This window comes from Micromonospora sp. NPDC001898 (genome assembly GCF_042891255.1).
GTDB lineage: Bacteria > Actinomycetota > Actinomycetes > Mycobacteriales > Micromonosporaceae > Micromonospora.
In genome coordinates, this window is the sequence record NZ_JBIATC010000001.1 from 771,245 (window position 1) to 791,603 (window position 20,359).

Consider the following 20,359-nt stretch of genomic DNA (forward strand, 5'->3'; position numbering starts at 1 on the left):
GCCGTACCCCACCTACTCTGCCCCCCCCCGCCCCCCCCCCCGGGCGGGCCGGGCCCCCCCCCGCCCCGCCCCCCCGGGGCGCGGCGGGGCCCCCCCCCCCCCCCCCCCCGGGGCCGGGTCGTCGCGGTCTGCCGCAGGCGTCAGGAGATGTCCCGCCGCCGGATGGTGAGGGCGCCGATCAGGCCGGCCAGCACGGCGTACCCGATCAGCACAGCCGCCCCCACCCAGCGGGGCGGGTTGCCCGGGATGTCGACTCCGCTGACCATCAGCGACGACGCCAGCGAGGGCACCACCACCTGGAGCTTGTTGATCCACTCGCCGTACCTGGAGGCCAGGAGGCTCAGCACGGCGACGGCCCCGATCGAGCCGCCCAGGTAGAGCAGGATGCCGGTGACCGTCGCGCCGATCTGGCTGCGGATCAGCACCCCGATCCCGACGCCCAGCACCGACCAGAGCAGGTACGCCAACGCGTTCAGGCCGATCGCCCGCCAGACCGCGCCGCTGCCGAACTGGGCGCCGACGTCCACGCTGTTCAGGACCAGCGCGCCGAACACCAGGTTGAGCGCGGTGGTGACCAGCCAGAACAGCATCGCGATCGTGGCCCCGGCGACCAGCTTCGCCACCATCACCGCCGTGCGGTGCGGCACCGTGAGGAACGTGGTGGTCACCGTCTGGTGGAAGAACTCGCTGGTCACCACGATGATGCCCAGCAGCATCATGATGAGCAGCCCGAAGAACTGGCCGTTGGTGTAGATGTTGGCGGCCAGGCTGTCCACCGACTGCACGGCCTGGATCTGGTCGGCCTGCTCGGCCGGCACGTCTTCGAAGCCCCCGCTGGCCAGCGCGTCGGTCTGCAGCCAGTTGAACAGCAGGGCGAGGGCCCACAGCGGTAGCGAGATGAGCCCGAAGATCCACCAGGTGCTGGTGGTCCGGATCTTGAGCAGCTCGGATCGGACGAGGTTCATCGGATGCCCGCCTTTCCGGCCGTCAGCTCCAGGAAGACCCGTTCCAGGTCGGGTCGTTCCGGGGTCAGTTCGTGCAGCTCCACCTTCGCGGCCAGGGCGGCCTTGCCGATGGCCGGGGCGTCCAACCCACCGATCAGGAGCACGCCGTGCTCGTCGGTCTCCACCGTGGCGGACTGATGGAGCAGCGCCGCGACCAGCTCCTCGGCCTGCGGGGTGCGCACCCGCACCCGGCCGCCCTGCGCCATCGAGCCGAGCACCTGCTCGACCGGTCCCTGCCGGATCAACTTGCCGGCCGCGATGATCACCACGTCGTCGGCGAGCAGCTGCATCTCCGACAGCAGGTGGCTGGAGACCAGCACCGTGCGGCCCTCGTGGGCCAGGCCCTTGAGGAAGCCACGCATCCACCGGATGCCCTCGGGGTCGAGCCCGTTCGCCGGCTCGTCGAGGATCAGCACCTGGGGGTCGCCGAGCATCGCGGCGGCGATGCCGAGGCGCTGCTTCATGCCCAGTGAGTAGCCCTTGAACTTGCGCTTCGCCGCCGGGGTCAGCCCGACCAGGGCGAGGACCTCGTCGGCACGCTGCTTCGGCAGCCCGGCCGCCGCGCAGATCACCCGCAGGTGGTTGATCCCGGTACGGCCCTTGTGCGCGCTGGACGCCTCCAGCACCGCGCCGACGTGGCGCAGCGGGTCGGCCAGGTCGACGTACCGCTGGCCGCCGATGGTCGCGCCGCCGCTGCTCGGGGTGACCAGGTTCAGCAGCATGCGCAGCGTCGTGGTCTTGCCGGCGCCGTTCGGGCCGAGGAAGCCGGTCACCCGCCCCGATGCGACCGTGAACGACAGATTGTCGACCGCCCGGACGTTCTTGTACTGCTTCGTCAGGCCGGACACCACGATCTGACCGCTGCCGATGGTGGGGCTTCGCTGCCCGTCAGACATCGTTCTCCTCCCGTGCGTGGCGCGTGGACGCGCCGACGTGTGCGGCGCTGTTGCGGATGCGCCGTCGCACAGCGTGGCAAGACGGCGCAACCAGGTCAATCAGGCGCGACACCTACACCCGACTCCGTCTCAGGCAGGAGGGCATCCTCCCCAGGGACGAGGCCGCCCGCCTCGCCCCGCCGCCGGTCACGCCCCGGGCAGCGCGATCCAGGTGGCCCGGGCGCGGCCCAGCAGGCGGCCGTCGGGGCCGTACAGGGCGGTGCGGACCAGCGCCTTGCGCCCCCGGGCGTCGTCCGCCACGCCGGTGACCACGCACTCGTCGCCCGGGGCCGGCAGCGCGTCCAGCACGGCGGCGATCCGGCCGAGCACGTACGGGCGGCCGGGGCCGATCACGGCCCAACCCCCGGAGCAGTCCAGCGCCGCCCAGACCGTCTCGACAGTGACCTCGGCCGGGGCGGTGAACGGCGCGGCCGTCCGCCCGTCCGGCAGCCGGCCGGGGAAGATCCGCAGGCCGTCGACCCGGTCCGGCCCGCAGACGTAGCAGCCGGGAAAAGGATGCTCGGCCAGCCCGGGGTACGCCGCCGCGGCGGCCCGCGCCGTGCCGAGGTCCACCGGCGGCACCGCTTCCGGGGCGTCCCCGGCCGGCCGCACCTCGGCGACCAGCCGGCCACCGGGGTCGCGGACCTCCCCGCCGGCCACGGTCAGCGGGGTCTCCAGCGGCGGCGGCTGCCGCAGCGTCACCTCGACCGGCCCGTCGTGCCCGGTGGCGGCGGCGAGGGCGGCGGCGGTCCAGCCGCCGTTGCCCGAGCCGGGCGGACCGTTGAACCGCGCCGGGATGATCACTGTCATGGACGGTCCTCCTGTCGTCTCCGGTGACGTGGACCACCCTCTCATCCCGGTCCGGGCCGATCGCCCGGTGGCGTCCGCCGGACGCCTTCCCGACACGCGACAGTCTTGTTCAGTCGCGATGTATCGCGTTATGCTCTCCTCGTGGACGCGCCGCTCGGGCACGTCCGGGCGGGGAGGAAACCATGGCCAGCTGGACCGTCGACAGCCCACGGCGGCTCACCCTGGACGAGCCGGTCACCTCGCTGAAGGTCGACCTGGTCGCCGGGCGGCTCAACGTGGTCGGCACGGACGGGCCGGCCCGGGTGGACGTCACCCGGATCAGCCGTCGGCCGGTGATCGTCGAGCACCGGGACGGTGTGCTGACCGTCCGGCACGAACGGCGCCCGAGGATGCCCGGGATGCTGTGGTGGCTCGGTCGGCTCGGCCGGCGTTTCCGGGCCGACGTCTCGATCGCCGTCCCCGCCGAGGTGCCGGCCGACCTGACCCTGGTCGTCGGTCCGCTGGTCGCCTCGGGCCTGCGCCGGCAGACCCAGGCCAAGGTCACGACGGGGCAGATCACCCTGATGGGCGTCCGTGGCCGGACCACCGCGAAGATCGTTTCCGGGTCGGTGGAGGCGTTGGGGGCCGCCGGTGACCTGAGCCTGGAGACCGTCTCCGGCGAGGTGGTCCTCGCCGACAGCGCCACCGCCACCGTCCGCGCGCACACCGTCTCCGGCGAGATCACCTGCGACCTGGACAATCCGCGCGGCGGGGAGATCCAGCTCAGCACCATCTCCGGCGCCATCACCGTCCGGGTCCGCCGGGACAGCGACCTCTCCGTGCGCCTGCACACCACCGCCGGCCGGATCACCAGCGGCTTCCCCGAGGTGCGCGACCGGGCCGGGCTGGGCGGCATGCGGGAGAGCGAGGGGGTCATCGGCACGGGCGCGGGTAAGCTCTGGGCGTCCGCGACCTCCGGCAGCATCGCGCTGCTCGCCCGCCCGGTCGACGACGAGAATGAGGAGCTGCCGTGACCGCCGTGTTCAGCCACGGGCGGCTCCGGCTCTACCTGCTCAAGCTCCTCGACGACGGCCCCAAGCACGGGTACGAGCTGATCCGCCTGCTGGAGGACCGTTTCCTCGGCCTGTACGCGCCCAGCGCCGGCACCGTCTATCCCCGGCTCCAGCGGCTGGAGGTCGAGGGGCTGGTGACCCACACCGCCGCCGGTGGCCGCAAGGTCTACGAGATCACCGAGGCGGGCCGGGCCGAGCTGCGCCAGCGGGCCGGCGAGTTGGCCACCCTGGAGTCCGACATCAGCGCCTCGGTAGCGGACCTCTCCGCCCTGGCCGGCGAGATCCGCTCCGAGGTGCGCGGCTCGATCCACGACCTCAAGCGGGAGCTGCGCGAGGCCACCCGGCAGACCCGGCGTACCAGGTGGGAGCCGCCCCCGGGCCCGGCGCGGCCGACCGGCCCGGCGGGGGAGTCGCCCCTGCTGGCCGAGTTCGACCAGCGGCTGGCCGCGTTCACCGTCGAGGTCGGTGGCCTGGTCCGCGCCGGCCGGCTCAGTGACGCCCAGCTCCGCACGGCGATCCGGGCGCTCGACGGTGCCCTGGACGGGCTGCGCCACCTGCTGCGCTGACGGCCCGGGCGGCGCTCTCAGGGTTTTTCCAGCAACCGCCCAGCGTGGGCGCAGCCATGTCACGGATGATGGACGGCATGGCCGCTACCCAGACCGAGGCGCGACTGCTCGTCGTCGAGGACGACCCCAACATCCTCGAACTGCTCTCCGCGAGCCTCCGCTTCGCCGGCTTCGACGTGGCCACCGCGACCAGCGGGAGCGCCGCGCTCAGCGCCGCCAAGGACCACCGCCCCGACCTGGTGGTCCTCGACGTGATGCTGCCCGACCTCGACGGGTTCGAGGTCATCCGGATGCTCCGCGAGGGCGGCACGCGTACCCCGGTGGTCTTCCTGACCGCCCGCGACGCCACCGACGACAAGATCCGTGGCCTGACGCTGGGCGGCGACGACTACGTCACCAAGCCGTTCAGCCTGGAGGAACTGACCGCCCGGATCCGGGCCGTGCTCCGCCGGACGGCCAGCGGCGAGCAGGCCCCGTCCCGGCTCACCTTCGCCGACCTGGAGCTGGACGAGGAGACCCACGAGGTGCACCGGTCCGGGCAGCGGGTGCAGCTCTCGCCGACCGAGTTCAAGCTGCTGCGGTACCTGATGCTCAACGCCAACCGGGTGCTGTCCAAGGCGCAGATCCTCGACCACGTGTGGAACTACGACTTCCGGGGCGACGACAACATCGTCGAGTCGTACATCTCCTACCTGCGACGCAAGGTCGACAACACCCAGCCCCGGCTGATCCACACCCTGCGTGGAGTGGGGTACGTCCTGCGCAAGCCGGCGGCGTGAACGCCGTCGCCCAGGCGAAGGGGCGGCTGCGGAGCGTACCGCTGCGGGTGAAGCTGGTCGCGGCCGTGCTGACGCTGGTCGCCGTCGCTCTCGTGGTGATCAGTTCGCTGACCACGTACTTCCTGCGCAACTACCTGGTCGATCAGGTCGACGGCGAGCTGAAAGGCGCGGTGAACAACATCAGGACGACGCTGGTCACCGCACAGCAGACCAAATCGATCATCCCCACCGACTACCTGCTGGTGGCCACCGACGGGCGGACCGGGGTGGCGGACATCGTCGAGTACGACAGGGGCCGGTTCCACGCCGACGACCTGCCGTCCTGGCCGAGCGACGCGGCCGGCTTCGCGGCCCAGGCCAGCGAGCCGAGAACGGTCCCGGCCCGCAACAGCGGGGTGCGCTGGCGGATCATCTACGCGGAGCTTCCGAACGGGCAGATGGTCGCCATCGCGCAGAACCTCACCGACGTGGACCAGGCGGTGAAGCGGCTGATCTGGATAGACCTACTGGTCGGCGGGGCGGTGCTGATCCTGCTCGCCTCCATCGGGGCGGCGATCGTGCGGACCAGCCTCAAACCGCTGGTGGACATCGAACGCACCGCCGGGGCCATCGCCGGCGGCGACCTCACCCGGCGGGTTCCCGACCCGGAGGAGGGGCAGCCCTGCCCCACCTCGGAGCTGGGGCGGCTGTCCCGGGCGCTGAACACCATGCTCGCCCAGATCGAGGCCGCGTTCACCGCCCGCGCCGCCTCGGAGATCGCCGCCCGGTCGGCCGAGGCCGGCGCCCGCGACGCGGCAGCCGCCGCCCAGGCGTCCGAGACCAGGGCCCGACGCTCCGAGGAGCGGATGCGGCAGTTCGTCGCCGACGCCTCGCACGAGCTGCGTACGCCGCTGACCACCATCCGGGGCTTCGCCGAGCTGTACCGGCAGGGGGCCGCCCGCGCCCCCGAGGAGACCGCCGGCCTGCTGCGCCGGATCGAGGACGAGGCATCCCGGATGGGGCTGCTGGTGGAGGACCTGCTGCTGCTGGCCCGGCTGGACCGGGAGCGCCCGCTCTCGCTCGCCCCGGTGGAGCTGCCGCTGCTGGCCGGCGACGCGGTGCAGGCCGCCCGGGTGGTGGCCCCGGACCGGCGGATCGAGCTGGAGATCGAGCCCGGCTCCGGGCCGCTGGTGGTGCTCGGCGACGACGCCCGGCTGCGCCAGGTGATCGGCAACCTGATGACCAACGCGCTCACCCACACCCCGCCGGACGCCTCGGTGACCCTGCGGCTGCGTACCGAGCCGGGGAACCTGGCGGTGGTCGAGGTGGCGGACACCGGCCGCGGGCTCTCCCCGGAACAGGCCGAGCGGGTCTTCGAACGCTTCTACCGGGCCGACGCCGCCCGCACCCGCCGGGCCGGCGGGGCCACCGGGACCGGGCTGGGCCTGGCCATCGTGGCGGCGTTAGTGGCCGCCCACCACGGCGCCGTCGAGGTCGCCGAGACTCCCGGCGGGGGCGCGACCTTCCGGGTCCGGCTGCCGATGCTGCCGGACATCGACGATCCGGGCGAGTGACTTTCAGGCAACTTCCAGGCTGGTTCCAGGCTGATCGCAGTGGCAGGGGGGATGGTGGACACATGACCGAGTACGAGACCGACCCGCAGCGGCGGCCGGCGCCCTCCGACGCCGAGCCGTCGTACCCCACCGCCGAGCTGTCCCGCCGCGAGCCCGGGCAGTCCGACTCCCCGGCCGTCCAGCCCTACGCTCCGGCCGCGCCGACCGCCCCCACGACCCCCTCCGCCGCCCCGGCTGACGCGCCCGCCGCTGCGGCTGACGCGCCCGCCGCCTCCCACGCTCCGGGTGCCGCGCCCGGCTCCGCCGCCCCGGTCTCCGGCCCAGGCCCGCACCCGTACGGCAATTACGCTCCGCCGGCCGCCACCCCGTCCGCCGCGCCGTACCCGGTCGCCGGGCAGCAGCAGCCGGCCGGGCAGTACCCGACGAGCCCCTGGCAGCCCGGGCAGCAGTCCGGCTGGGCCGCGGGGGGCCAGCACGGGCCGGCGACCCCCGAGTACGCCCCGCACGCCGGGACTCCCACGTACCCGGGCGGTCCAGTGCCGCCGCAGCACCCCGGCCAGCAGGTCCCGCAGTGGGCGCAGGGCCCGGCCCCCAAGCCGAGCCGGATCGCCAAGCTGGCCGGCGCGGGCGTCGCGGTGTTCGCGTTGATGCTCGGCTCCGGTGTCGCCGGTGGCGCACTCGCGCTCGCCGTGGACGGCTACTCGGGCGGGATCACCCGTACCTACTCCGCCGCGCCCGTGATCAACAGCGCCGACCTGCCGAAGATCGCCGCCGCCGTGCAGGACAGCGTGGTCTCGATCACCACCGGCAGCGGCGAGGGCTCCGGCGTCATCCTCAGCGCCGACGGCTACGTGCTCACGAACAACCACGTGGTGGCCTCCGCCAGCGGCGAAACCGTGCGGGTGGTCTTCGCCGACGGCAAGAACGCCGAGGCGAAGATCGTCGGCACCGACCCGAAGACGGACCTGGCCGTGGTGCAGGCCAACGGGGTCAGCGGCCTCAAGGCCGCCAAGTTCGGCGACAGTGACGGCATGCAGGTCGGTGACCAGGTGCTGGCCCTGGGCAGCCCGCTGGGCCTGCAGGGCTCGGTCACCTCGGGCATCATCAGCGCCCGGGACCGCACCATCCAGGCCGGCGAGGGCCAGCAGCAGGACCCGAGCCAGGGCATCAGCTCGATCGCCGGGCTGCTCCAGACCGACGCCCCGATCAACCCGGGCAACTCCGGCGGTGCGCTGGTCAACACCCGGGGCGAGGTGATCGGCATCAACACCGCCATCGCCACCTCCGGGCAGAGCACCGGCAACATCGGCGTCGGCTTCGCCATCCCGAGCAACAAGGCCAAGGACGTCGCCGGGAAGCTCCAGCGCGGCGAGAAGGTCAGCCACCCCTCGCTCGGGGTGAGCGTGAGCCCGGCCGAGGACGGCGGCGCGGTGGTCGCGTCCATCATCCCGGGCAGCGCCGCCGAGAAGGCCGGCCTCCAGCGGGGCGACGTGATCACCAAGTTCGGCGACACGGTGGTCAACGACTCCAACGATCTGGTGGGCGCCGTCCAGGCCGGCAAGGTCGGCGATCGGGTCGAGGTTCAATACCAGCGAAACGGATCGGCGGCGACGGCAACCGTCACGCTCTCCGAGACGTCGTAACACCAGCAGACCTACCTCCTCCGGGGCGGTGGGTGGCGGAGCCAAGGGGGTTGGCTCTGTCACCCACCGCCCCCTCCCTGTTCCGGCGCACGCCGCTCGAATGGCGGTGCCTGGGCCGCCGGGCCTCCCCACCCGATCCGGGTGAGCCGGTCTCACCCCCTCGCCGGGCACGGTGACCACGCGTGGGGTAGCGCGGGAGGGGGAACCATGAACATGGCGACGAGCGCCCGGACCGATCCGGAGATCCACCACGACGTCCTCGCGGAGCTGGACTGGGACCCCCAGGTCCCGCCGACCGTGGTCGGGGTGGCCGTGCTGCACGGCGTGGTCACCCTCACCGGCTCGGTGGACAGCTACGCCCACCGCTGGGCAGCCGTACGGTGCGCCCAGCGGATCCGCGGCGTCCGCGCGGTCGCCGACGACATCGAGGTACGCCCGTCGGACGTCCCCGGGCAGACCGACACCGAGCTGGCCCTCGCGGCCGGGCGGGCCCTGGAATGGGACAGCTTCGTGCCGGCCGAACGGCTGGACGTCACCGCCGCCAACGGGTGGCTGACCCTGCGGGGCGAGGCGGAGTTCGGCTGGCAGCGGCGTACCGCCGAACGGGAGCTGCGCCGGCTGCGGGGCGTGCGCGGGGTGACCAACCTCGTCGAGGTCCGCCCCGCGCGGCGGCCGGCCGGCGAACGCGCCCGGCACGACGTGCAGCGGGCCGTGTCCCGGATCCTCGGCACCGAGCGGGTACAGGCCCGGGTGCGCGGCGACACCGTGGTCCTCACCGGCGTGGTCCGCTCCTGGTGGCAACGGGACGAGGCGGAACGGATCGCCTGGTCGGCCCCGGGGGTGCGGGCCGTCGACGACCGGCTCGTGGTGGTCGGCTAGGGGCGCGGGCGACCGGCTGGTGGGACCGACCGGGCCGGGCGACCGGCACGGGCCACCTTCAACGGCGGTGCGGCGGCCCTGGCCGTGGCGCTGGTGCCGTGCGCCCGGTTTGACCACCGTTCCGGGCGGGAAAGCGCCGCCGATCACGCGCACTGGGACCAACGGGGAGGACTCGTGGCCGTGAACGACCTGCCATCCGACCGGTCGGGGGAGCACCCGCTGAGGATCGCGATGGTGGTCCCACCGTGGCTGCCCGTGCCACCTCCCGGCTACGGCGGCCTGGAACAGGTGGTCGCCGGGCTGGTGGACGCGCTGGCCGAGCTGGGGCACGCGCTGACGGTCTTCGGGGCCGGCCCGGATCACGGCACCCGGGCCGGATACGTCTCCACCTGCGACGACCTCCAGTACGAGCGGCTCGGCGAGTCGCTGCCGGAGCTGGCCCACCTGGCCCACGTCAACCGCCTCGTCGGATCGGACGACTTCGACCTCGTGCACGACCACACCACCATCGGGCCGCTGGTCGCCGGCCGCCGGGCGGTGCCCACCGTGGCCACCGTGCACGGCAACCCGGTCGGCGAGTACGGCACGGTGCTCGGCAACACCGACCACGGGGTCGGGCTGGTGGCCATCTCGAACACCCAGCGCCGGCTGAACCCGGGGCTGCCGTGGGTCGGCACCGTGCACAACGCGCTCGACACCGGGGACGTGCCGCACAAGGCCGTCCGGGGCCGTGGCCCGGTGCTCTGGCTGGCCCGGTTCAGCCCGGACAAGGGCCCCGACGTGGCGATCCGGGCCTGCCGGGCGGCGGGCCTGCCACTGGTGCTCGCCGGCAAGTGCAACGAGCCCGCCGAGCGCCGGTACTTCGAGCAGGTGGTCGAGCCGATGCTCGACGAGGACGTGACCGTGGTGCTCAACGCGGACCGGAACGCCACCCTGCGGATGCTCGTGGACGCCCTCTGCCTGATCATGCCGATCCAGTGGGAGGAGCCTTTCGGCATGGTGATCCTGGAGGCGATGGCGACCGGCACGCCGGTGGTGGCGCTACGCCGGGGGGCGGTGCCGGAGCTGGTCCGCCCCGGCGTGACCGGTCTGGTCTGCGACCGCCCCGAGGACCTGCCGGGCGCGCTGCGGCAGGCCGGACGGCTGGACCCGGTGGCGTGCGTGGCACACGTGGCGGAGAACTTCTCGACCGCCCGGATGGCCCTGGGCTACGAGGCGGTGTACCGGGACTTCCTCGGCACCTCCGGGCACGCCGCGACCCGCCGGCCGGTCCCCGTCACCGCCCGCTGACCGGCGTCGCCCCGAGGCCACGCCGCCTCGTCGGGTTGCCTCGGTCCGACGCCGACGGGTCAGACCCGGGTCACGCCGAGCTGCTGGAAGGCCGTGTCGAGCTGGCGGGCGTACGCCGGGGTGATGCTGCCCTCGCGCCGCCGGTCGGCGACCTTGTCACGGGCCCGCCGCACCGCGCCGGCCAGGTCGTCCCGGCCGTCTGCGGCGGTGGCGTGGCCGAGCAGGTTGCGCAGGTCCGTGCCGACGTCGGTGCGGATGCCACCGTCGGCCACCCCCGCCTCGATGAGCTGGTCGATCCGGCTGGCCGCCTCGGCCAGGCTTCCGCCGGACGGTGTCGGCGGCGTGGTCGCCGACGGGGTGGGCCGCGTCCGGCCGGGCGGCCGGGCCGGGGTGGTCGGGGCGCTCCGGGACGGACTCGGCGCGGGTGTCGATGCCGCCACCGTCGGGGCGCCCGTCGGGGCGGCCCCGGGCGGCGGCGGGTCCGCATCCCGGGTCACCGTCGGCAGGAGCAGTGCCAGCCCGGTTACCACCACGACCCCCACCGCGATCACCGGCACTGGCACCGGCCAGCGGCGACGATCGGACCGGGCGCGCCGCCGCCCGCCCTCGCCCGGCGGTGTCATGTCCGGAGTGGACGCGGCCGGCGCGGCGGAGGCCGGCGGCCCGGCGACCGGGGCCGGCTCGGACGGCCCGACGATCGACGGCAGGGTCATGGTCGGGGCGAGCATGGTGGCGGCCTGCGGGTCGGCCGGCAGGAGCTGATCGCGTAGCGCGAGGGCGACCTGGTGCGCGGAGGGCCGGTCGCGCGGCTCCCGGGACAGGCACCGCAGGCAGATACGGGCCACCTCGGTCGGCAGCGCCGGCACCTCCAGCGGGGGCGGGGCGTCGCCGGTCTCCAGCGCCGCGCCGAGCTGCTCCCAGGTGTCCGCCGGGTACGGCACCCGCCCGGTCAGCATCTCGTACAGCAGCACCCCGAGGGAGTAGCTGTCGGTGGCGGGCTGCGCCGGCGCCCCGTCCAGCCGCTCAGGGGCGACGTACGCGGGGGTGCCGAAGGTGCCGCCGTCCTCGTCCTCGTCCGGCGCGCCGATGTGGGTGGCGATGCCGAAGTCCAGCACCTTCGCGCCGACCGGGGTCATCATCACGTTGGCCGGGGTGATGTCCCGGTGCACGATGCCGAGTCGGTGCGCCGCGGCCAGCGCCTCCGCCACCTGGGCACCGATCTCGACCGCGTCCGGCCAGGGCAGCGGGCCCTCGGTCAGCCGGTACTCCAGCTCCTCCCCGACGAGCAGCTCCATCACCACGAACGAGGTGATGCTGCCGTCCGGGGCGAGCGTCTCGCCGTAGTCGTGCACCGCCGTCACGTGCGGGTGGACGAGCTGGGCGGCGCTGCGCGCCTCCTCGCGGACCATGTCCCGGAACCGGGCGTCCGCCGCCAGCGAGGGGGCGAGCACCTTCAGCGCCACCGTGCGGTCCAGCACCTCGTCCCGGGCACGCCAGATGACCGACATGCCACCGGCGCCGATCTGGTCGATGAGCCGGTACCTACGGGCCAGCAGCCTTCCGGCGTGCAGTGTTGCCATCACGGAGCGCACCTGCCTGGTGTCGGGGCGGTATCAGGTTGCGCGAATGTGTCCAGCGTGTCAACGGCCGTCCGGTTCCACCCGTCCGGCCCGTGGCCGGTGGCGGCTCGGGCGGTGGGTGGCCGACCGGACGGGCCGTGCCAGGATGGACGGCATGGTCAGCGGTCCGGTGGCGTTCGTGCTCGGCGGCGGGGGAGTCCTCGGTGCGGTCGAGGTGGGCATGCTGCGTGCCCTGTTCCGCGCCGAGGTCCGGCCCGACCTGGTGCTCGGCACCTCGATCGGCGCGGTGAACGGCGCGCTGGTCGCCGCCGACCCGACCGAGGCGGTCACCGACCGGCTGGTCCGGCTCTGGGCCTCCCCCGAGGCCAGCGAGGTGTACGGCGACTCGGTGGCCCGGCAGCTTCGCCGCTTCGCCGCCCGCACCCACCTGCACTCGCCCCGGCCGCTGCGCCGGCTGCTGGAGGCGGAACTCGGTGAGGAGACCACGTTCGCCGACCTGCGGGTGCCGTTCCGGTGCTGCGCGGCCAACATCGAGCGGGCCGCCGAGCACTGGTTCGACAGCGGGCCGCTGGTGCCCGCCGTGCTCGCCTCCGCCTCGGTGCCGGGGCTGCTGCCGCCCACCGAGATCGGCGGGCAGCACTACATCGACGGCGGGATCGTCAACTCCATCCCGATCGGCGAGGCGGTGGCCGTCGGGGCGCGGCAGATCTTCGTCCTCCAGGTGGGCCGGATCGAGCGGGAGCTGACCCCGCCCAGGCGGCCCTGGGAGATCGCCCAGGTGGCGTTCGAGATCGCCCGCCGGCACCGGTTCGCCCGGGAGATGGCGGCGCTGCCCGAGGGGGTGCAGGTGCACGTGCTGCCGACCGGAGGGCCGGGCCCCCGCGAGGACAGCCCGTGGGCGTACCGGGACATGGCGGCGGTGGGACGGCGGATCAGCCGCGCGTACACCGCTTCCCGCCGCTACCTGGCCACCCACCTGGAACGCTGATGCCGCTGCCGCCCCGGTGGGTACGCCGACTGCTGCTGGCACCCGGTGTGGTGCTGCTCGCGGTGCTGGTCGTGACCACCCTGCCGGTCTGGGCGTTCGCCGCGCTGGCGCTGTCCCCGCTGGTGCCGGGTCGGCTCCGGCCGCTGCGGCTGCTCTGGATCGGTTGCGTCTACCTGGTCTGGGACGCGGCGGCGCTGCTCGCCCTGTTTGTGCTCTGGCTGGCCTCGGGCTTCGGGGTGTGGAAGCGCACGCCGCCGTTCCAGCGGGCGCACTACGTGCTCGCCGGGTGGTTCCTCCGGGTGCTCTTCTGGCAGGCCCGGTGGACGCTGCGGCTGAGCATCGACGTGGTCGGCACCGACCCGGACACGGCGCTGCCCGGCCGACCCGAGCTGGTGCTCTGCCGGCACGCGGGGCCCGGCGACTCGTTCATCCTGATCCACGCGCTGGTCAACTGGTTCCACCGGGAGCCCCGGATCGTGCTCAAGGACAGCCTCCAGTGGGATCCGGCCATCGACGTGCTGCTCAACCGGCTGCCGAGCCGGTTCCTGGCCCCGGCCCGGAACCGGGACGGGTCGGTGGCCGAGCAGATCGGCCATCTCGCCACCGGACTGGACGACAACGACGCGTTCGTGATCTTCCCGGAGGGCGGCAACTTCACCCCGCGCCGCCGGCTGCGGGCCATCGCCCGGCTGCGGTCCCTCGGGCTGGAGCGGATGGCGCTGCGCGCCGAACGGATGCAGCACGTGCTCGCGCCGCAACCCGGCGGGCTGCTCGCCGCCCTGGACGCCGCCCCGGACGCCGGGGTGATCTTCGTCGCGCACACCGGGCTGGATCGGATGCTCACCGTCGCCGATGTCTGGCGGGAGCTGCCGATGGACAAGCGGATCGTGATGCGGTTCTGGTCCGTGCCTCCGGAGGAGGTCCCCGTCGGCAAGCAGGAGCGCATCGACTGGCTCTTCGACTGGTGGGCGCGGATCGACGAATGGATCGCGGCGCACCACGACGGGGTCGACGCCGCGTAGGGTGCGGTCGTGGAGCAGATCAGCGTGGTGACGACGGTGGTGGACAGCCGCTCCGTCGCGGACGTTCTGGCGGCAGCTGCGGTGGCCGGCAGGCTCGCCGCCTGTGCGCAGGTGGGCGGCCAGGTGGACAGCACCTACTGGTGGCGGTCCGCGGTGGAAACCAGTTCGGAGTGGTCGGTGCTGTTCAAGACCGCGCCGGACCGGGTGAACGCGCTGGTCGACCAGATCCGGGCCACCCACCCGTACGAGGTGCCGGAGATCCTGGTCACTCGGACGGAGAGCGGCAACCCCGACTACGCGGCCTGGGTGCACGAGCAGACCCGTCCCTGAGTATCCGCACTCTGGGCGGGGCGGATCACGGGCGGCATGATGGCCGCGTGGACACCACTGGCTACCCCTGCCCGGGGTGCGGGACCCCCGCCGACCTGCGCGTCGGCTGCCGGCGTTGCGGCCGGGCGCCCGACCCGGCCGCCGCTGAGGTGATCCGGCTCGACCGGGAGATCGTCCTGCTCGCCGGGCGGGCGGAGCAGGCCCGCCGGACGTACCTCGAACTGGCCGGGGCGGTGCGGTCGGCGCAGGCCCGCCGGGCGGATCTGGCCGCTCGGGTGCGGGCGGCGACCCCGGTCGGCGCCCCACGCCCGGCCGTGCCGCCGCCCGCCGTTCCCGCGCCTGCGGTCGGTCCTGCCGGTCCTGTTCCCGCGCCTGCGGTCGGTCCCGCCGGGCCCCTGGCGGTCCCGGCGGTGTGGGGTGCCGGACCGGTGCCGGCCGGGTCGCCCGGACCGGTGCCGCCGCAGCGGCCGGTGCCGGCCGCGCCGGTCGGTGGGGCGGAGGCCTCCACCCGGACGGTGCAGGGGCTGCTCTTCGTCCTCGGCGGCCTGCTGCTCGGCACCGCGGCGGTGGTCTTCACCGCGGTCGCGTGGGCCGCCGTGGGCGTCGTCGGTCGGGCGCTGATCCTGCTCGCCTTCACCGTGCTCGCCCTGGCCGTCCCGCCGCTGCTGGCGCGGCGTGGGCTGCGGGGCACCGCGGAGACCTTCGCCGCGGTGGGCCTGCTGTTGGTGGTGCTCGACGGGTACGCCGCCTGGTCGGTGGACCTGTTCGGGGTGACCGGCTGGTCGGCGGCCCGCTACGCCGCGCTGGTCGGGGGGGTCGGCGCGGCGCTGGCGGCCGGCTACGGCCGGCTGACCCGCCTCGCGGTGCCGTGGTTCGCGGCACTGCTCACCGTGCAGCCGGTGCTGCCCCTGCTCGCCGCCCCGGCCCGCCCCTCGGCGGCCGGGTGGACGCTGGTGTTCGTCGGCGTCGCGGCGCTGAACCTGGCCGTGGTCGCCGCCCTGCGCGGCCCGCGTGCGGCGGCCGGTCCCGGGCCGACGGGGGCGCCGGGTGCGGGGGGCGGCCCGGTTCCGGTGGGGGTGCCGGGTGCGACGACCGGTCCGGTGTTGGCGGGGGGTGCGGGGCCGGCGGTCGGGGGGCCGGCGGTCGGGGGGCCGGCGGTGGTGGCGACGGCCGCCGGGGGGGCGGCCGTCGTTGCCGGGCGGGTGCTGGCCTGGCTGGGTCACGGGGTCGCGCTGGCCGTCGCGGCGGGGTGCGCGCTGGTACCGCTCGCCCTGGGCCGGGTCGCCGGCACGCCGCTGCTGGCCGGGGGGCCGCTGCTGCTGGTGACCCTGACGTTGCTCGGCGCGGCGCTGGTCGCCGGCGGGCGGTTGTTCCGGGCGATCACGGCCGGGGCGGTGGTCCCGGTGCTCGCCCTGGCGCTGCTCCGGCCGGTGGCGGAGCTGCGGCCGAACCTGCTGACCGTGGCGACGGCGCTGATCGCCCTCGCGCTGGTCGGGGCGGTCCGGCCGCTGCCCCGCCTGGTCGGGCCCGGCCCCCGGGTCGGGGCCCTGGTGGTGGCCACCGGGGCCGCCCACGTCGCCGCGCTGCTCGCGGTCGTGCTCGGCGCGGTCGCGGTGGGCAGGGCGCTGCCGCCGTGGCGGGGCGTCGGCGCCGGTCCGGACCTGTCGTGGGGGTGGCAGGTTCCGGTCGCGGTGGTGCTGGCGGCGGTGGCGCTGGCCGCACTGCTGCCCCGGGTGACGAGGCCGGTCACCGGGGTGGTCGCGGTCGCGTTCGGCACCCTCGCGCTCACGGGCGTCGGGCCGGTGCCGTGGCCGGCGGTGCCCGCCGCCGACCTGGTCGTCGGAGCGGCCCTGCTGCTGTACGCGGTCACCAGGGCCCGGCCCTGGTGGGAGGCGCTGGTGGCGGCGATCGCCGGCGGGGCCCTGGTCGGGCACGCCCTCCTGGTCGGGCTGGCCACGCCGGCCGGGGAGGCGGTGCTGCTCGGCGCGGTCGTGCTGCTCGGGACGGCGGTCGCCGCCCGGGGCCGCCGGGCAACCGGCGTCGCCCGGGGCGTTGCCGGGGCCGCCCTGGCCGCCGCGCTGCCGGCCTTTCAGGGCACGGTGGCCGTCGCGTGCTTCGCGGCCGGGGCGGCACCCTGGTGGCAGGCGCGGGCCGCCCTGGCCGCCGCCGGGCTGGCGCTGGTCGGCCTGCTCGCCGTTCGCCGCTGGTGGCCCGAGCTGACCGGCTACGCCTTGACCGCCTTCGCCGTCGGGTCCGCGCTGGCCGGGCTGGCGCCGCTGGTCGTACGGGCCGACGAGCCGGTGGCGCTCTACGCCGCGCTGGCGGTGCTGCTGACGGTGCTCGCCGGGCCGGGCGCGCCCCGGGTCGCCGGCTTGGGGCTGCTCGTGGTCGCGCTCCTCGCCGCCGCCCCGGCGATCGTGGCGGCGCTGGTGGCCCCGCACGGCGGGCCGGCCCTGCCCTGGTCCGGCGCGCCGATCGGCGGAACGATCCCGGGGGCCACCCCGGCCGGCGTGGCCCTGCTCATGCTCACCCTGACGGCGGCGCTAGCGGGCCGGCCCCCGCACCTGCACCTGCACGGAAAGCGTGGCCATTCGGCGTTCCAGGCCCTCTCTTCCCGTGCAGGTGCGGGGGCCGGTCGGGAGCCCTGGGCGATGGTGGGCGGGGCCGGTGCGTTGCTGCCGGCGGTGCCGTTCGCCGCGGCGGCGCTGCCGGTGCTGCTGGCCGCCGCCGGCACGCCGTGGCCGGTGGTGCCGGCCGTCCTCCTGCTCACCGGGCTGGCCGCCCTGCTGGCTGCCGCGCTCGCCGGGCCCCGGCCGTTGCTCGTCCCCGTCACCGTGCCGGTGGGACTGGTGGCCACCGTGTTCGGGCTGGCCGGGCTGCTCGCCACCCGCGCCGGCACCCTCGCCGGCCTCGGCGCGCTGGTCGTGGTCGCCACGGTGGTCGCCGTCGGGGGCCGGGTGGGCCCGGTCCGGCTGGGCGGGGCCCTGATGGCGGTCGGCGCGGCGACCGGGTTCGCGGTCACCGCCGCGCTGGCGGCCAGCCTGCCGCTGCGCTCGGCCTCGTTCGCGGTGCTGACGGTCGCGGTGCTGGTCCTGGCCGTCGCCGCGCTGCCGGCCGGGCGTGACCCGGCCCGGGGCCCGGCGCTGGACGTCGCCGCCCAGGCCGTCGCCCTGCTCGCGGTGCTACTGGCCGGCGGGTCACCCCGGCACGCCGCCGCGGTCTGCGTGCTCTGGGGGGTCGCCGTGGGGCTGCGGCTGCTGCGCCGCGGCGAGCCGACCGGGCGGCGGTGGGCGTTCGCGGGCGTTGCCGGGGGCAGCGAGCTGCTCGGCACCTGGCTGCTGCTGGGCGCGGGCGGGGTGGTGCTGCTGGAGGCGTACACCCTGCCGACGGCCGGGGTGGCGCTGGCCGCCGGGGTGGTGGCGCTGCGCACCCGCCCGGGTTTGAACAGCTGGCTCGCGCTCGGGCCGGGGCTGGCCGCCGCGCTGCTGCCCGGCCTGGTGTCGGTGCTGTTCGCGCCGGAGCCGCAGCCCTGGCGGCGGCTGCTGCTCGGGGCCGGCGCCCTGGCCGTGGTGCTGGCCGGGTCGGCCCGCCGCTGGCAGGCGCCGGTGCTGCTCGGGGGGATCACCCTGGCCCTGCTCGCGCTGCACGAGCTGGTGCGTAGCTGGGACCTGCTGCCCCGCTGGATATTCCTGGCCGTCGGCGGGCTGGCCCTGATCGGCCTGGCCGCCACCTACGAGCGACGCCGGCGCGATCTGGCCAGGCTCCGGGCGGTGGTCGGCCGGATGGGGTGAACCCGTCGGCGTTCCGCGCGTGCGGGCACGCGCGTTGAACAGGACGAAGCCGGAGGGAGCGGGGCAGGGCGGGGCGGGGCGTAGGGAGCCCGGGCGGGCCGGGGTAGGGCACGCCCTACCCCGGAGACGGGGGTGGCCCGGGTTACGCTGCGCAATCGGTTGCCCGCAGACTTGACGGTAGGGCACGCCGTCCGGCGTGCCTGGGTGCGGAGACGCGGGAGCCCAGATGGTGCGTGCAGCGACAATGGACCGGCCGGCCAGGCGGGGCAGCGACTATGCGGAGTTGTCCCGGCGGATCGGCCGGGCTGGCCTGCTGGACCGCCGGCCCGGCGGGTACGGGGCCCGGATCGTGCTGACCGTGGCGGCCTTCGTCGCCGGCTGGGTGGCGGTGCCGCTGGTCGGCGACTCGTGGTGGCAGCTCGCGGTGGCGGTCGGCCTGGCCGTGGCCACCACCCAGGTGGCGTTCCTCGGGCACGACGCCGGGCACCGGCAGATGTTCCGCCGCCGGGGCCCCAGCGAGGTGACCGGGCTGCTCGCCGGCAACCTGGCGGTCGGGCTCAGCTACGGCTGGTGGGTCGACAAGCACAACCGCCACCACGCCAACCCGAACCATGAGGACGAGGACCCGGACGTGGGCGCCGGGGCGCTGGTCTGGACGTACGAGCAGGCCGCCGTGACCCGGGGGTTCGGCCGCCGGCTGGCCCGCCGGCAGGCCTGGCTGTTCTTCCCGATGCTGCTACTGGAAGGGCTCGCCCTGCACGTGGCGAGCGTGCGGGCGCTGGTCGCCCGGGGGCCGGACGGCCGGTACGCGACGCCGATGCGGCACCGGGCCGTCGAGGGGGTGTTGCTCGCGGCGCACGCCGTCGGCTACCTCGGCCTGCTGTTCGCGGTGTTGTCGCCGGGGAAGGCGCTGGCGTTCATCGCCATCCACCAGGGCCTGTGGGGGCTCTACATGGGGTGCGCGTTCGCCCCGAACCACAAGGGCATGCCGATGCCGACCGCCGACGACGACCTCGACTTCCTGCGTAAGCAGGTGCTCACCGCTCGTAACGTGCGGGGCGGCCGGTTCATCGACGTGGCGCTCGGCGGGCTGAACTACCAGATCGAGCACCACCTGTTCCCGAACATGCCCCGGGGGAACCTGCGCCGGGCCCAGCCCCTGGTGCGGGCGTACTGCGCCGAGCTCGACCTGCCGTACGCGGAGACGGGGCTGGTCGAGTCGTACCGGCAGGCGCTCGCCCACCTGCACGAGGTGGGGCGCCCGCTGCGCGGCTGACCCCGGACGCGCGACGGGGCGGCACCGACCGGCGCCGCCCCGTCCCGGTGCTCCGCACAGGTCAGCCGCCGAACGCCTTCCTCAGCGACTCCGGCGCCTCTTCGGTCTCGCCGGCCGCGGGCTTCTCCGGCGACACGGTGGCCCCGAAGTCCGAGTACGTGGTGGTCATCTTGCCCAGCGAGGCAAGCAGCACGCTGGTGTCCACGTCCAGCTCGACAAGCCGCCCCTCGGCGTCGGTCTTCGCGGTGAAGGGGATGGCCTTGGCCTTCGCGCCGAGCGCCTTGATGTTCTTGTCGTCGGGGTTGGCCTTGGTGTAATCCAACGTGCCGGAGAAGGTGCCCTCGCCGGTCTTCTTCACCTCGACCACGCCACCGATCATCTTCTTGGCGCCGCCCGGGTCGCCGTCGGGCATCAGGTTCATCTGCCCGTTGGCACCGAGCTTGGTGGCGTCCATGTGCAGCCACTTGGCGGAGATGCTCTTCGCCTTGAGCCACATGTCGTCACCAATGGTGATCATTCGGACCTTGCCGCCCTGGGCGCCCAGGTCCAGCGTCATGTCGGCGGACTTGGTCCGCGGGTCCATCAGGCCGCCGCCGTTCATGACCGAGGACTTGATGTCGACCCGGACGCTCTGCTCGTTCAGCTTCAGCGCGGCGGCGGTCAGCTCGGCGAGCGCGTCGGCCGGGGCGCTGCTGGCGGGCGCCGCGCTCGCGCCGACGTTGCCGTTGCCGGCTGGAGCGTCCGCCTCGTTCTGGTTGCCGCAGCCGGTGAGGCCGAGACCAAGACCGAACGCGGCGACGAGCGCAACCCCCGTGGTTGCCAGCCGTCGAGTGTTCATTGTGGATCACTCCTCGTGAAGGG

Annotated in this window: 17 protein-coding genes; 12 read left to right on the top strand and 5 right to left on the bottom strand. The window is 74.9% G+C overall.

Annotation, left to right across the window (positions count from 1 at the left end; all coding sequences use genetic code 11):
- Positions 1-140: 140 nt before the first annotated feature.
- The 3 genes from ACFYZF_RS03740 to ACFYZF_RS03750 form a co-directional block, all read right to left on the bottom strand.
- A complete protein-coding gene (locus ACFYZF_RS03740) occupies positions 141-965 on the bottom strand; it encodes an ABC transporter permease (protein WP_387015570.1) in 825 nt (274 codons plus the stop codon).
- A complete protein-coding gene (locus ACFYZF_RS03745; protein ID WP_387015573.1) occupies positions 962-1,900 on the bottom strand; it encodes an ABC transporter ATP-binding protein in 939 nt (312 codons plus the stop codon). The genes ACFYZF_RS03740 and ACFYZF_RS03745 overlap by 4 nt, the downstream gene beginning before the upstream one ends.
- Before the next feature lie 186 nt (positions 1,901-2,086).
- Complete coding sequence (locus tag ACFYZF_RS03750) at positions 2,087-2,743, bottom strand: hypothetical protein (RefSeq protein WP_387016055.1); 657 nt, start codon at positions 2,741-2,743, stop codon at positions 2,087-2,089.
- Positions 2,744-2,931: 188 nt separating this feature from the next.
- Here ACFYZF_RS03750 and ACFYZF_RS03755 point away from each other — a divergent pair, with 188 nt between their 5' ends.
- The 7 genes from ACFYZF_RS03755 (at position 2,932) to ACFYZF_RS03785 (ending at position 10,511) form a co-directional block, all read left to right on the top strand.
- Positions 2,932-3,762: a DUF4097 domain-containing protein gene (locus ACFYZF_RS03755; protein WP_387015576.1), complete on the top strand. Its 831-nt coding sequence runs from the start codon at positions 2,932-2,934 to the stop codon at positions 3,760-3,762.
- The gene (locus ACFYZF_RS03760) at positions 3,759-4,367 is read left to right on the top strand and encodes a PadR family transcriptional regulator (protein ID WP_387015578.1); all 609 of its coding nucleotides are present in this window, start codon (positions 3,759-3,761) and stop codon (positions 4,365-4,367) included. The genes ACFYZF_RS03755 and ACFYZF_RS03760 overlap by 4 nt, the downstream gene beginning before the upstream one ends.
- Before the next feature lie 77 nt (positions 4,368-4,444).
- Positions 4,445-5,146 carry a response regulator transcription factor gene (locus tag ACFYZF_RS03765; protein ID WP_117665530.1) on the top strand — a complete coding sequence of 234 codons (702 nt, stop codon included), beginning with the start codon at positions 4,445-4,447 and terminating at the stop codon, positions 5,144-5,146.
- Positions 5,143-6,699, top strand: a complete 1,557-nt coding sequence (locus tag ACFYZF_RS03770; RefSeq protein ID WP_387015581.1) for a sensor histidine kinase — start codon at positions 5,143-5,145, stop codon at positions 6,697-6,699. The genes ACFYZF_RS03765 and ACFYZF_RS03770 overlap by 4 nt, the downstream gene beginning before the upstream one ends.
- 62 nt (positions 6,700-6,761) lie before the next feature.
- The gene (locus tag ACFYZF_RS03775; protein WP_387015584.1) at positions 6,762-8,342 is read left to right on the top strand and encodes a trypsin-like peptidase domain-containing protein; all 1,581 of its coding nucleotides are present in this window, start codon (positions 6,762-6,764) and stop codon (positions 8,340-8,342) included.
- A gap of 207 nt (positions 8,343-8,549) precedes the next feature.
- Positions 8,550-9,221 carry a BON domain-containing protein gene (locus ACFYZF_RS03780; protein WP_387015587.1) on the top strand — a complete coding sequence of 224 codons (672 nt, stop codon included), beginning with the start codon at positions 8,550-8,552 and terminating at the stop codon, positions 9,219-9,221.
- 231 nt (positions 9,222-9,452) lie between these two features.
- Complete coding sequence (locus ACFYZF_RS03785) at positions 9,453-10,511, top strand: glycosyltransferase (RefSeq protein ID WP_387016057.1); 1,059 nt, start codon at positions 9,453-9,455, stop codon at positions 10,509-10,511.
- Positions 10,512-10,570: 59 nt separating this feature from the next.
- Here ACFYZF_RS03785 and ACFYZF_RS03790 read toward each other — a convergent pair whose 3' ends face one another.
- Positions 10,571-12,091 carry a serine/threonine-protein kinase gene (locus ACFYZF_RS03790; RefSeq protein ID WP_387015589.1) on the bottom strand — a complete coding sequence of 507 codons (1,521 nt, stop codon included), beginning with the start codon at positions 12,089-12,091 and terminating at the stop codon, positions 10,571-10,573.
- Between the two features lie 154 nt (positions 12,092-12,245).
- On the opposite strand from ACFYZF_RS03790, the gene ACFYZF_RS03795 reads away from it, so the two are divergent.
- From ACFYZF_RS03795 to ACFYZF_RS03815, 5 genes are all read left to right on the top strand, one after another.
- Entirely contained in the window at positions 12,246-13,079 is an 834-nt protein-coding gene (locus ACFYZF_RS03795) for a patatin-like phospholipase family protein (protein WP_387015591.1), read from the top strand.
- Positions 13,079-14,101: a 1-acyl-sn-glycerol-3-phosphate acyltransferase gene (locus ACFYZF_RS03800; RefSeq protein ID WP_387015594.1), complete on the top strand. Its 1,023-nt coding sequence runs from the start codon at positions 13,079-13,081 to the stop codon at positions 14,099-14,101. The genes ACFYZF_RS03795 and ACFYZF_RS03800 overlap by 1 nt, the downstream gene beginning before the upstream one ends.
- 9 nt (positions 14,102-14,110) lie before the next feature.
- Entirely contained in the window at positions 14,111-14,431 is a 321-nt protein-coding gene (gene cutA, locus ACFYZF_RS03805; RefSeq protein ID WP_350886905.1) for a divalent-cation tolerance protein CutA, read from the top strand.
- Between the two features lie 47 nt (positions 14,432-14,478).
- Entirely contained in the window at positions 14,479-18,222 is a 3,744-nt protein-coding gene (locus ACFYZF_RS03810; protein WP_387015598.1) for an SCO7613 C-terminal domain-containing membrane protein, read from the top strand.
- A 226-nt stretch (positions 18,223-18,448) separates the two neighbouring features.
- Entirely contained in the window at positions 18,449-19,498 is a 1,050-nt protein-coding gene (locus ACFYZF_RS03815) for a fatty acid desaturase family protein (RefSeq protein WP_387015600.1), read from the top strand.
- Between the two features lie 61 nt (positions 19,499-19,559).
- On the opposite strand, the gene ACFYZF_RS03820 is transcribed toward ACFYZF_RS03815, so the two are convergent.
- On the bottom strand, positions 19,560-20,336 hold the full coding sequence (locus ACFYZF_RS03820; protein WP_387015602.1) for a hypothetical protein: 777 nt from the start codon (positions 20,334-20,336) through the stop codon (positions 19,560-19,562).
- Positions 20,337-20,359 lie beyond the last annotated feature (23 nt).